The organism is Streptomyces sp. NPDC104814 (assembly GCF_055583185.1).
In genome coordinates, this window is sequence record NZ_JBVJOL010000006.1 from 111,267 (window position 1) to 123,090 (window position 11,824).

Annotated in this window: 11 protein-coding genes and 1 riboswitch; of the genes, 7 read left to right on the forward strand and 4 right to left on the reverse strand. The window is 70.8% G+C overall.

Going from position 1 to position 11,824, the window contains the following annotated elements; genetic code table 11:
• Positions 1-57 precede the first annotated feature (57 nt).
• Positions 58-1,293 (reverse strand): N-acetylglucosamine-6-phosphate deacetylase, encoded by a 1,236-nt coding sequence (gene nagA / locus ACZ64A_RS21185; RefSeq protein ID WP_469812091.1) that lies wholly within the window; start codon positions 1,291-1,293, stop codon positions 58-60.
• Positions 1,293-2,234: an ROK family protein gene (locus ACZ64A_RS21190; RefSeq protein WP_469812092.1), complete on the reverse strand. Its 942-nt coding sequence runs from the start codon at positions 2,232-2,234 to the stop codon at positions 1,293-1,295. Before ACZ64A_RS21190 ends, nagA begins: the two co-directional genes overlap by 1 nt.
• A gap of 126 nt (positions 2,235-2,360) precedes the next feature.
• Here ACZ64A_RS21190 and ACZ64A_RS21195 point away from each other — a divergent pair, with 126 nt between their 5' ends.
• From ACZ64A_RS21195 to otsB, 3 genes are read left to right on the forward strand one after another with little or no spacing between them, the layout of a single operon-like run.
• Positions 2,361-3,629, forward strand: a complete 1,269-nt coding sequence (locus ACZ64A_RS21195; RefSeq protein WP_469812094.1) for an ABC transporter substrate-binding protein — start codon at positions 2,361-2,363, stop codon at positions 3,627-3,629.
• 51 nt (positions 3,630-3,680) lie between these two features.
• Positions 3,681-3,914: a DUF3263 domain-containing protein gene (locus tag ACZ64A_RS21200; protein ID WP_469812095.1), complete on the forward strand. Its 234-nt coding sequence runs from the start codon at positions 3,681-3,683 to the stop codon at positions 3,912-3,914.
• A 51-nt stretch (positions 3,915-3,965) separates the two neighbouring features.
• Positions 3,966-4,829 carry a trehalose-phosphatase gene (gene otsB, locus ACZ64A_RS21205; protein ID WP_469812096.1) on the forward strand — a complete coding sequence of 288 codons (864 nt, stop codon included), beginning with the start codon at positions 3,966-3,968 and terminating at the stop codon, positions 4,827-4,829.
• A 69-nt stretch (positions 4,830-4,898) separates the two neighbouring features.
• Here the strand turns inward: otsB and ACZ64A_RS21210 are convergent, their stop codons facing one another.
• The gene (locus ACZ64A_RS21210) at positions 4,899-6,296 is read right to left on the reverse strand and encodes an alpha,alpha-trehalose-phosphate synthase (UDP-forming) (protein ID WP_469812098.1); all 1,398 of its coding nucleotides are present in this window, start codon (positions 6,294-6,296) and stop codon (positions 4,899-4,901) included.
• Between the two features lie 74 nt (positions 6,297-6,370).
• Entirely contained in the window at positions 6,371-7,315 is a 945-nt protein-coding gene (locus tag ACZ64A_RS21215) for a glucosyl-3-phosphoglycerate synthase (protein ID WP_469812099.1), read from the reverse strand.
• Between the two features lie 168 nt (positions 7,316-7,483).
• Positions 7,484-7,625, forward strand: a riboswitch (SAM riboswitch).
• 18 nt (positions 7,626-7,643) lie between these two features.
• Between ACZ64A_RS21215 and thrC the strand changes: the two genes are divergently transcribed.
• From thrC to groL, 4 genes are all read left to right on the forward strand, one after another.
• The gene (thrC, locus tag ACZ64A_RS21220) at positions 7,644-8,924 is read left to right on the forward strand and encodes a threonine synthase (protein ID WP_469812101.1); all 1,281 of its coding nucleotides are present in this window, start codon (positions 7,644-7,646) and stop codon (positions 8,922-8,924) included.
• Complete coding sequence (locus tag ACZ64A_RS21225; RefSeq protein WP_469812103.1) at positions 8,921-9,199, forward strand: MoaD/ThiS family protein; 279 nt, start codon at positions 8,921-8,923, stop codon at positions 9,197-9,199. The genes thrC and ACZ64A_RS21225 overlap by 4 nt, the downstream gene beginning before the upstream one ends.
• A 408-nt stretch (positions 9,200-9,607) precedes the next feature.
• Positions 9,608-9,811, forward strand: coding sequence for a cold-shock protein (locus ACZ64A_RS21230; protein WP_004986573.1), 204 nt, complete (start codon positions 9,608-9,610; stop codon positions 9,809-9,811).
• A 318-nt stretch (positions 9,812-10,129) separates the two neighbouring features.
• Entirely contained in the window at positions 10,130-11,752 is a 1,623-nt protein-coding gene (gene groL / locus ACZ64A_RS21235; RefSeq protein ID WP_469812105.1) for a chaperonin GroEL, read from the forward strand.
• Positions 11,753-11,824: the final 72 nt, after the last annotated feature.

The following is an 11,824-nucleotide window of genomic DNA, read 5'->3' on the forward strand; positions in this document are numbered from 1 at the left end:
GAGACGGCGGCCGGCCCAGCCCCGGGACCGGCCACCGTCCCCGTACGAGCGGACGGATCAGGCCAGTTGGGGGCCAACCACCCACGTGCCGCGCCGCATCACGCCCTTCACGTCGAAATGCTCGTCCAGCAGGACCAGGTCGGCGTCCTTGCCGGGCTCCAGCGACCCGATACGGTCGTCCAGTCCGAGCAGTCGCGCCGGGTTGGCCGACAGCGCCCTCACCACGTCCTCGACCGGCAGCCGGTCCACCGTCACCGCGCGCTTGAACGCACGGTCCAGGGTGAGCGTGGAGCCCGCGATCGAGCCGCCCTCCACCAGCCGCGCCACACCGTCGGCGACCTCCACCTCCAGCGGGCCGAGCATGTAGCGGCCGTCGCCGAAGCCGGCCGCGTCCATCGCGTCCGTGATGAACGCGACCCGGTCCGCGCCCGCGTGATGGAACGCCAGCTGCAGGGCCGCCGGGTGCAGATGGACCCCGTCGTCGATCAGCTCGACCGTGATCCGCTCGTCCTCCAGCAGGGCCGTGATGGGCCCCGGGGTGCGGTGGCCGATCGGCGGCATCGCGTTGAACAGGTGCGTCGCGACCGTCGCGCCCGCGTCGATCGCCTGGAGGGTCTGCTCGTAGGTGGCGTCCGTGTGCCCGATCGCGGCGATCACGCCGTGCTCCGCGAGCAGCCGTACGGAGTCGACGCCGCCCGGCAGCTCGGTGGCGAGGGTGACCATCTTCGCGTGCCCGCGCGCCGCGTCGAGCAGCTTGCGCACCTCGGCCGGCTGCGGGTCGCGCAGCAGTTCCTCGGAGTGCGCGCCCTTGCGGCAGGGCGAGATGAACGGCCCCTCGAAGTGGATCCCGGCGATGTCGCCCTGCTCGGCCAGCTCGCTCAGCAGCCCGGCGCGGTGCGCCAGGAAGTCCATGTCGCCGGTGACGGTGGAGGCGACGAGGGTGGTGGTGCCGTGCAGACGGTGGGTGTGGATGCCCTTGAGGACGTCCTGGACGGTGCCGGAGGTGAAGGAGGCCCCGCCGCCGCCGTGGTTGTGCAGGTCGACGAAGCCGGGCACCACGTAGTGGTTGCTCACGTCGACGACCTGGGCGTTTAGCGGTGCGGCACCGGCGATGCGGGTGCCGTCGATCACCACCTGGCCGTCGGGGACGGGTCCGGTGGGCAGCACGACCGTGGCGCCGGACAGCACCAGGGGGGTGCCGGACAGTGCGGGGTGCGGCGGCGTCGTGGTTCCTCGCGCCTCGCGGCGGAGCCGCATATCGGCGCTGTCCCGCGCCCCTGGGTCGGTTGCCATTACGGCGTTTCCTCCTTGCCGTTCGTGGTGTCGAGGAGGTCCCAGGCCAGGAGGCCTGCGCCCAGGCATCCGGCCGTGTCGCCCAGGGCGGCCGGGACGATCTCCGGCAGTTTCTGGAAGGTGACCCGCTGCGCGACGGCGTCCCGCAGGGGTGTGAACAAGGTTTCCCCCGCCTCGGCCAGGCCGCCACCGATGATCAGGGTGCGCGGGTCCAGCAGGGTGAGGGCGGTGACCAGACCGTCGGCGAGGGCGTCGACCGCGTCCTGCCAGACCCGGACGGCGTTCGGGTCGCCGGACGCGACGGCCTTGGCGCAGTCCGCGGCGTCGGCGTCCACGTCGCCGCAGGCCGCGGCCCACGCCTGGCTGACCGCGGAGGCGGACGCGAACCGTTCCAGGCAGCCGCGCTGCCCGCACGGACACGGGGTACCCCCGGGCCGTACGACGATGTGGCCGATCTCGCCGGCGAAGCCGTGCGCGCCCGCCTCGACCCGGCCGCCGATGCCGATCGCGCCGGCGATCCCGGTGCCCAGCGGCACGAACAGGTAGCGGTCGGCGCCCCGGCCCGCGCCCAGGCGGCCCTCGGCGAGTCCGCCGGCCCGCACGTCGTGGCCCAGGGCGACGGGCGCGCCGAGCCGCTTCGCGAGCAGGTCGCGCAGGGGGAGGTCGCGCCAGCCGAGGTTGGCGGCGTAGGCGGCGAGGCCGCGCTGTTCGTCGACGATGCCGGGGACGACGACACCGGCCGCGGCGGCGCTCTCGCCGAGGTGCGCCTCGCCGTGGGCGCGCAGATCGGCGGCGAAGCCGAGGATGTTCTCGACGACCGCGTCCGGCCCGTGCTCGCGGCCCGTGGGCCGGCGCGCCTGGTGGAGCAGTTCGCCGTCCGCCCCGACCAGGGCGGCCTTCATCCCGGTGCCGCCCACGTCGAGGGCGATGACATGTCTCACGGGGGACAGTGTGGACCTGATACCTGGGAGAGGTCTAGTCCACTGCCATGGTGTAGACCTTAATCCGTTAATCGGAAAGTGGTTCAGACGTCTTGTGACGTCTTCTAGGGGTGGGGAGCCGGAGCGGTGCAGCGGCGAAGGACGACGACGATCGCGGGGATCTGTGCGCTGGGCCTGGCGGCGGTGGTCACCGGCTGCGGCGTCACCGGCGGCTCCGGTGACGTGACCCTGAAGCTGGTCGCCGCCGACTACGGCGACAACGACACCAACAGCTCCCGGCACTACTGGGACGACCTCGTCAAGGACTACGAGAAGCAGCACCCCGACGTGAAGATCGACGTCAGCGTCTACTCGTGGAACGACGTCGACCGCAAGGTCAAGGAGATGACCGAGGCCGGCCGGGCGCCCGACCTCGCCCAGATCGGCGCCTACGCCGACTACGCGGCCAAGGACGAGCTGTACCGCGCCGACGACGTGCTCTCCATCTCCACCCAGGCCGACTTCGTCTCCCAGCTGGTGTCGGCGGGGCAGGTGCACGGCGTGCAGTACGGCATGCCGTTCGCGGCCTCCACCCGGCTGCTCTTCTTCAACAAGACCCTCTTCGACAAGGCGCACATCGACCCGCCCAAGACCTGGGGCGAGCTGGCCGCCGACGCCGCGGCGCTCAAGGACAGGGGTGTGAAGTACCCCTACGCGCTGCCGCTCGGGCCGGAGGAGGCGCAGGCCGAGACCATGCAGTGGCTGCTGAGCGGCGGAGGCGGTTACGTCGACACCGTCGGCACCTACGGCATCGACTCCGCGCAGAACGTGCAGACGTTCACCTGGCTGAAGAACGAGCTGGTCGGCAAGGGCCTCACCGGGCCCGTGGCGCCCGGCAGGCTCAACCGCGCCGACGCCTTCACCGCCTTCGCGAACGGCGAGGTCGGCATGCTCAACGGGCATCCGTCGCTGATGCAGATGGCCGCGAAGAAGGGCGTGAAGTTCGGCATGGTGACCATGCCGGGCGTGAACGGGCCCAGCCGGTCGGTGATGGGCGTGGCCGACTGGATGATGGCGTTCAAGAAGAACGGCCACCGCGAGCAGATCCGCGACTTCCTCGACTTCGTCTACAGCGAGAAGAACGTCCTCGACTTCTCCCGCACCTACGACCTGCTGCCGGTCACCACCTCCGCCTCCGGGGCGATGAGCGGCTCCGCGCAGGACGACGACATCCGGCCGTTCCTGCAGCAGCTGCCGCTCAGCGAGCTGTACCCGGTCGGCAAGACGTCCTGGGCGTCGGTCAGCGCCGACATCAAGAAGCGGATCGGGCAGGCCGTCGACCCCACGGGCAGCGCCGTGTCCGTCCTCGGGCAGCTCCAGTCGGCGGCGGTCGCGGCGGACAGCGCGCAGCCGTAGCCGCAACCTCGGCCGGAGGCGTTGTCAGTGGGCGGCTGTACGGTTTCGGGCATGGATCAGGATGGGCTCGGGGCGCGCGAACAGGCGATCCTCGCGCTGGAGCGCCGGAGCTTTCCCGGCCCCGGAGCGAAGGAGCGCGCCATCCGCGAGGAACTGGGCCTCGCCCCGGTGCGCTACTACCAGCTGCTCAACGCCCTGCTGGACGACACCCGCGCCCTCGCCCACGACCCGGTGACGGTGAACCGGCTCAGACGCGTACGGGAAGCCCGCCGCGCCGAGCGGTGACGACACCGCTCCGCAGGTTCGGCCCGGCCCGTCCGGGGATAGGTTCGCGGTATGGGCAGCCATGACACGCAACCCCCGGACCTTCCCGAACCGGTGACCGCGCAGGGCCGCGAGGGCCTCGGCGCCGTCCTCGCCCGCCCCGGCAAGGCGGTGATCGGCCTCGACTTCGACGGCACCCTCGCCCCGATCGTCGCCGACCCCGAGCAGGCCCGCGCCCACCCGGACGCGGTACCGGCCCTCGCCCGCCTCGCCCCCGAGGTCGCCTCGATCGCGGTGGTCACCGGCCGGCCCGCCGGAGTCGCCGTACGGCACGGCGGTTTCGCGGGCGTGCCCGGCCTGGAGCACCTCGTCGTCCTCGGTCACTACGGCGCCGAACGCTGGGAGGCCGCCACCGGTGAGCTGACCGCCCCGCCACCCCACCCCGGTGTCGCGGCGGTACGCGCCGAGCTGCCCGGGCTGCTGGACTCGGTCGGAGCCTGGCGCGGCACCTGGATCGAGGAGAAGGGCCGCGCGGTCGCGGTGCACACCCGCCGCGCCGAGGACCCGCAGGCCGCGTTCGAGGCGCTGCGCGAGCCGCTGGCGGGCCTGGCGGCCCGGCACGGGCTGATCGTCGAGCCCGGCCGCCTGGTCCTCGAGCTGCGCCCGCCCGGCGTCGACAAGGGCGTGGCGCTCACCGAGTACGTGCGCGCGGTGGGCGCCGAGTGTGTCGTCTACGCCGGCGACGACCTGGGCGACCTGCCCGCCTTCGCCGCCGTCGACGTGCTGCGCGCCGAGGGCGTCCCGGGCCTGCTGGTGTGCAGCGGCAGCGCGGAGGTCACGGAGCTGTCGAAACGGGCGGACGTGGTGGTCGACGGCCCGCAGGGAGTCGTACGCCTGCTGTCGGCGCTGGCGGACCGGGTGACCCGGCCCGCCTAGCCGGTCCGCCTAGCCGGCCCGCGCGGCCGCGCGGGCCGCAGGGCTGACCCCGCGCGGGCGCCGTGCGGGTCAGCCCTGCAGCGCCTCCAGCTGCTCCAGGAACCACTTCGCGGGCGGCAGCGCGGTCGCCGCCGCCGCCAGCCGCTTCGCCCGGTCGCCCCGCTCGCCCACCGGCATGCTGAGCGCCTCGTGCAGCGCGGCCGCCGTGCCGGTCACGTCGTACGGATTGACCGCGATCGCGTCCTCGCCCAGCTCCGCGAACGCCCCGGCCTCCCGCGACAGCACCAGCACGCACCCCTCGTCGGAGACGACCGGCACCTCCTTGGCGACCAGGTTCATCCCGTCCCGGATCGGGTTGACCAGGGCCACGTCCGCGAGCCGGTACGCCGCCAGCGAGCGCGCGAAGTCGTCCTCGACGTGCAGCACGACCGGCGTCCAGCCGTCCGTGCCGTAGTCGGCGTTGATCTCCTCGGCCACCCGCTGCACCTCGGCCGTGTAGTCCCGGTAGACGGCGAGGTCCTGCCGGGACGGGTAGGCGAACGCCACGTGCACGACCCGCTCACGCCACTCGGGGTGGTCCTCCAGCAGCTGCCGGTAGGCCAGCAGACCGCGCACGATGTTCTTCGACAGTTCCGTGCGGTCCACCCGCACGATCGTCTTGCGGCCGGCGCCGATCTGCTCCCGCAGCGCCGCCATCCGCTCACCGACGTCGTCCCGGTGCGCGCGCTCACGCAGGAAGTCGGCGTCCGCGCCGAGCCCGTGCACTCCGATCCGGGTGGTGCCGAGCCCGTCCGCGAACTGCTCGCAGCAGGCCGTGAAGGCGTCCGCCCAGCGCCGGGTGAGGAAGCCGAGCCGGTCCGCGCCGAGCATCCCGTCGAGCACCTTGCGCGCGATGTCGTCCGGCAGCATCCGGAAGTACTCCGGCGGCGCCCACGGCGTGTGCGAGAAGTGCCCGATGCGCAGGTCGGGCCGCAGCGCGCGGAGCATCCCCGGGACCAGGGTCAGGTGGTAGTCCTGCACGATCACCACGGCGCCCTCGGCGGCCTCCTCGGCCAGCGCCTCGGCGAACGCCCGGTTGTACGCCTCGTACGACGCCCACTGCCGGCGGAACTCCGCGTCGAAGACCGGCTCCAGGGGCGTCTGGTAGAGCATGTGGTGCACGAACCACAGCACCGAGTTGGCGATGCCGTTGTAGGCGTCGGCGTGCACCTCGGCCGGGATGTCCAGCATCCGCACGCCCTGCTCGCCCACCCCGCGGCGCACCGCCTCGCGGTCACCGTCGGACAGCGCGGAGCACACCCACAGCGCGCCCGCCTCCGGCCCGATGGCCGACAGCCCGGACACCAGCCCGCCACCGCCGCGCCTGGCGGTGAGCGAGCCGTCGTCGCCCACCGAGTACGACACCGGGCCGCGGTTGGACGCGACCAGCACCCGAGCCCTCTGATCAGCAACGTGCGTGGAAGCCATACGCCTCAACCTAGCCCGCCCCGGAAAAACTCAAACGTATGGCCGGATCAGGTGGCCGGTCGTATACGTGCCGTTCACGCCACCTTGCGCGCCGCGTACTCCGCGATCTCCGTCATCGGGGGGCGTTCCTCCGTGTCCACGGAGTACGTGCGCGGCTCGAAGCCGTCCTCGCCCCGCTCGAACTGGGTCAGGGACGGCCGGATCAGGTGGCCGCGGGCCAGCCGGAGCTGGGCGGTGCGGTAGATCGCCGCCGCCATCCGGCCGAGGGCCTGGCCGTCCTGGTGACGGTGGATGCGCACCCCGACGTCGACCTGGGCGAGGGCGTCCAGACCGGCCAGGTGCAGGGCGTCGACCAGCATGCCCAGCTCCACGCCGTAGCCGACGGGGAAGGGCAGCTGTTCCAGCAGGGAGCGGCGCGCGGCGTACTCGCCGCCGAGCGGCTGGACGAAGCCGGCCAGCTGCGGCCAGTGCATGTTCAGCAGCGGGCGCGCCATCAGTTCGGTGACCCGGCCGCCCTGGCCCGCGGCGCCGGCCAGCGGGCGGTCGTACATCGCCTTGACCAGCTGGACCTCGGGCTCGGTCAGGAGCGGGCCGACGATGCCCGTGACGAAGTCGGAGGAGAACTCCTTCAGGTCCGCGTCGACGAAACAGACGATGTCGCCGCTCGTGACCAGCAGGGAGCGCCACAGCACCTCGCCCTTGCCGGGGACGGCGGGTATGCGCGGCAGGATCGTGTCGCGGTGGACGACCCGGGCGCCCGCCGCGGCGGCCACCTCGGCGGTCCGGTCGGTGGAGCCCGAGTCGACCACGACCAGCTCGTCGACCAGCGGGACCTGCTGCATGAGGTCGTGCCGGACGACGGCGACGATGTCGCCGACCGTCTCCTCCTCGTTCAGCGCGGGCAGCACGACGGAGACCCTCTGTCCCGTGGCCCGCTTGGCGGCCAGGACCTGGTGCACCGGGCGGTCGGCCACGGACCAGGAGCGGGTGGTGAGCCAGCGCTCGACTTCCGGAAGCACGGTCTGCGGCTCCTCACTGTCGTGATCACACCGGCTCACATCGGGTGATCGTGTGATCCATCTCGCGGTTCGGACGACTATCTCAACTGTCCTGGCCTTCGGTTACAGTCTTGAACAACGCTGATGACCATCGCATGTCGGGGGTCGCCCGCGTTCACAACCGAATACCGCTCATCCAGAGGGGCAGAGGGACACGGCCCGGTGAAGCCCCGGCAACCACCCTGACTCCGGACTCGTTCACGCGAGGCTCCCGGCCGGGGAAGGTGCCAATTCCGTCTCACGGCGAGATGCGTCGTGAGGAAGATGAGGAGAAAGGGCCTCGCCTCACATGGCTGCGCAGACAGTTACCAGCACCTCCACCGTCGACCTCGGTCCCGCCGCGGCCCTCAGCTGCCGCGAATGCGGTCACCGCGTCCCGCTCGGCCCGGTCTTCGCGTGCGAGGAGTGTTTCGGCCCGCTCGAGATCGCCTACGACTTCTCGGCCTACGACACCGAGGAACTCCGCAAGCGTATCGAGGCGGGACCCGCGAACATCTGGCGCTACGCACCGCTGCTGCCCGTCCCCGCGGACGTCGCCGACAAGCCGAACATCAACCCGGGCTGGACCAAGCTCGTCCAGGCCGACCACCTGGCCCGCGAACTCGGCGTCGACGCCGGCAAGCTCTTCGTCAAGGACGACTCCGGCAACCCCACCCACTCCTTCAAGGACCGTGTGGTGGCGCAGGCCCTGGAGGCGGCGCGCGCCTTCGGCTTCACCACCCTGTCCTGCTCCTCCACCGGCAACCTGGCCGGCGCCGTGGGCGCGGCCGCCGCGCGGGCCGGCTTCCGTTCGTGCGTGTTCATCCCGCACGACCTGGAGCAGGGCAAGGTCGTCATGGCCGCGATCTACGGCGGCGAGCTCGTCGGCATCGAGGGCAACTACGACGACGTGAACCGCTTCTGCTCCGAGCTGATCGGCGACCCGGCCGGCGAGGGCTGGGGCTTCGTCAACGTCAACCTGCGGCCGTACTACGCCGAGGGTTCCAAGACGCTGGCGTACGAGATCTGCGAGCAGCTCGGCTGGCAGCTGCCCGACCAGCTCGTCGTCCCGATCGCCTCCGGCTCGCAGCTCACCAAGGTCGACAAGGGCCTGCAGGAGCTGATCAAGCTCGGCCTGGTCGAGGACAAGCCGTACAAGATCTTCGGCGCCCAGGCCGAGGGCTGCTCGCCGGTGTCCACGGCCTTCAAGGCCGGGCACGACGTGGTCCGCCCGCAGAAGCCGAACACCATCGCCAAGTCGCTGGCGATCGGCAACCCGGCCGACGGCCCCTACGTCCTGGACATCGCCCGCCGCACGGGCGGCGCGGTGGAGGACGTCACCGACGAGCAGGTCGTCGACGCGATCAAGCTGCTGGCCCGCACGGAGGGCATCTTCGCGGAGACCGCCGGTGGGGTGACCGTGGGTGTGACCCGCAAGCTGATCGAGAACGGTCTCCTCGACCCGACGAAGACGACGGTCGTCCTGAACACCGGTGACGGCCTGAAGACCCTGGACGCGGTGGCCGGCACCGGCCTGACCGCCACCATCCGCCCGACCCTGGACTCCTTCCGAGAGGCTGGCCTCGCATGAGCGTGACCGTTCGCATCCCCACCATCCTGCGCACCTACACCGGTGGCCAGGCCGAGGTGCCCGCCGAGGGCGCGACCCTCTCCGAGGTCATCGCGGACCTGGAGAAGAACCACACCGGCATCGCCGCGCGGGTGCTCGACGACCAGGGCAAGCTGCGCCGGTTCGTCAACGTGTACGTCAACGACGACGACGTGCGCTTCGAGCAGGGTCTGGAGACGGCCACCCCGGACGGTGCGGGCGTGTCGATCATCCCGGCGGTCGCCGGCGGCTGCTGACACACAGAGTTCATCGAATTGCCCCCTCCGTGAGAGAAACGGAGGGGGCAATTCCATGTGGTTAGACGAGGTAGAGTTGGGGAACGCGGCCCGCATTCGACGGGACGCGATCTCTCGAACCTGCTGCACGGGCGACAAGAAGTAGCCAAAGTAAGCAGGTCTTTTGTCTTTTTTGCACCCTTTGCGTGGCCCGACTTGCTCGGAATTCAGGTGAATTCTCGCGAGATTTCGGACCGGCCCCGTCCAGATTTCTCGTCCGATTGACCTGTTGCAGACGGCAGTTGGACAGATACATTCAGCCGCGGTCGACGCGTTCCGGCGCACGCCCCCACCCATCCGGGGGGTGAGGTCTGACCCGGATCCGCGAAGTGTGGATCTGTGCAAGGGCCAGTAATAGGGGAGTTAGGCATGGCTCAGGGCACCGTCAAGTGGTTCAACGCGGAGAAGGGCTACGGCTTCATCGCGGTCGACGGTGGTGCGGACGTCTTCGTCCACTACAGCGCCATCCAGATGGACGGCTACCGCACCCTGGAAGAGGGCCAGCGGGTCGAGTTCGAGATCTCGCAGGGCCAGAAGGGTCCGCAGGCCGACATGGTTCGCGTCACCGCCTGAACGTTCATTCACGCACGAAGGGCCCGCACCTCGCACAGGGTGCGGGCCCTTCCGCGTGCCCGGACACGTCCGGACGGCGCCGGGGGACGTGTTCGCGGGCGGCTGATCCACCGCCCCGACCCCCGTCAGGCGCTTGCACTCGACCATGCCGAGTGCTAATCATTGCGTTAGCACTCTGAAGGTGAGAGTGACAACGTAAGGACCGGGTCGGTGAGGCCGGGGCCGGGCGGGGCAAGGAACCCGCAGGTCTGGGCCGTCCGTCGCGGGCGCGGGCGCGGTCCGAAGTAATCACCCCCAGTCCTGGAGGGACCACTTCACATGGCCAAGATCATCGCGTTCGACGAGGAGGCGCGGCGCGGCCTCGAGCGCGGCATGAACCAGCTCGCGGACGCCGTCAAGGTGACGCTCGGCCCCAAGGGCCGCAACGTCGTCCTCGAGAAGAAGTGGGGCGCGCCCACGATCACCAACGATGGTGTGTCCATCGCCAAGGAGATCGAGCTCGAGGACCCGTACGAGAAGATCGGCGCCGAGCTGGTCAAGGAAGTCGCCAAGAAGACGGACGACGTCGCCGGTGACGGTACGACCACCGCGACCGTGCTCGCCCAGGCCCTGGTCAAGGAAGGCCTGCGCAACGTCGCCGCCGGTGCCAACCCGATGGCCCTGAAGCGCGGTATCGAGAAGGCCGTCGAGGCCGTCTCCGCCGCCCTGCTGGAGCAGGCGAAGGACGTCGAGACCAAGGAGCAGATCGCCTCCACGGCCTCCATCTCCGCCGCCGACACCCAGATCGGCGAGCTCATCGCCGAGGCCATGGACAAGGTCGGCAAGGAAGGCGTCATCACCGTCGAGGAGAGCAACACCTTCGGCCTCGAGCTCGAGCTCACCGAGGGCATGCGCTTCGACAAGGGCTACATCTCCGCCTACTTCGCGACCGACATGGAGCGCATGGAGGCGTCGCTCGAGGACCCGTACATCCTCATCGCGAACTCCAAGATCGGCTCCGTCAAGGACCTGCTCCCGCTGCTGGAGAAGGTCATGCAGTCGGGCAAGCCGCTGCTGATCATCGCCGAGGACGTCGAGGGCGAGGCCCTGTCGACCCTGGTCGTCAACAAGATCCGCGGTACCTTCAAGTCCGTCGCCGTCAAGGCCCCGGGCTTCGGCGACCGCCGCAAGGCCATGCTCGGCGACATCGCCATCCTCACGGGCGGCGAGGTCATCTCCGAGGAGGTCGGCCTCAAGCTGGAGAACGCGACCCTGGACCTCCTGGGCCGCGCCCGCAAGGTCGTCATCACCAAGGACGAGACCACCATCGTCGACGGTGCCGGCTCCTCGGACCAGGTCGCGGGCCGCGTGAACCAGATCCGCGCCGAGATCGAGAACAGCGACTCCGACTACGACCGCGAGAAGCTGCAGGAGCGCCTGGCGAAGCTCGCCGGCGGTGTCGCGGTCATCAAGGCCGGTGCCGCCACCGAGGTGGAGCTCAAGGAGCGCAAGCACCGCATCGAGGACGCCGTCCGCAACGCCAAGGCGGCCGTCGAGGAGGGCATCGTCGCCGGCGGTGGCGTGGCCCTGCTGCAGACCACGCACGTCTTCGACAAGCTGGAGCTCGACGGCGACGAGGCGACCGGCGCCCAGGCCGTGAAGCTCGCGCTCGAGGCCCCGCTGAAGCAGATCGCGGTCAACGCCGGCCTCGAGGGCGGGGTCGTGGTGGAGAAGGTGCGCAACCTGACCCCGGGCCACGGCCTGAACGCCGCGACCGGCGAGTACGTCGACCTGGTCGCCGAGGGCATCATCGACCCGGCCAAGGTGACGCGCTCCGCGCTGCAGAACGCCGCGTCGATCGCCGCGCTGTTCCTCACCACCGAGGCCGTCATCGCCGACAAGCCGGAGAAGGCCTCGGCCCCGGCCGGCGGCGGCATGCCGGGCGGTGACATGGACTTCTGATCCTTCCGGATCACCTGTCCTTTCGGGTCTTCGCGAAGGCCTTTCCGAGGGCGGCAGCCCCAGCTTCCGGCT

What these genes read in the sequence shown, in the direction of transcription:
- ACZ64A_RS21225 (WP_469812103.1), top strand. Translation starts at nt 8,921, where the DNA reads ATGAGCGTGACCGTTCGCATCCCCACCATCCTGCGCACCTACACCGGT.
- otsB (WP_469812096.1), top strand. Translation starts at nt 3,966, where the DNA reads ATGGGCAGCCATGACACGCAACCCCCGGACCTTCCCGAACCGGTGACC.
- ACZ64A_RS21230 (WP_004986573.1), top strand. Translation starts at nt 9,608, where the DNA reads ATGGCTCAGGGCACCGTCAAGTGGTTCAACGCGGAGAAGGGCTACGGC.
- nagA (WP_469812091.1), bottom strand. Translation starts at nt 1,293, where the DNA reads ATGGCAACCGACCCAGGGGCGCGGGACAGCGCCGATATGCGGCTCCGC.
- ACZ64A_RS21210 (WP_469812098.1), bottom strand. Translation starts at nt 6,296, where the DNA reads ATGGCTTCCACGCACGTTGCTGATCAGAGGGCTCGGGTGCTGGTCGCG.
- ACZ64A_RS21200 (WP_469812095.1), top strand. Translation starts at nt 3,681, where the DNA reads ATGGATCAGGATGGGCTCGGGGCGCGCGAACAGGCGATCCTCGCGCTG.
- thrC (WP_469812101.1), top strand. Translation starts at nt 7,644, where the DNA reads ATGGCTGCGCAGACAGTTACCAGCACCTCCACCGTCGACCTCGGTCCC.
- groL (WP_469812105.1), top strand. Translation starts at nt 10,130, where the DNA reads ATGGCCAAGATCATCGCGTTCGACGAGGAGGCGCGGCGCGGCCTCGAG.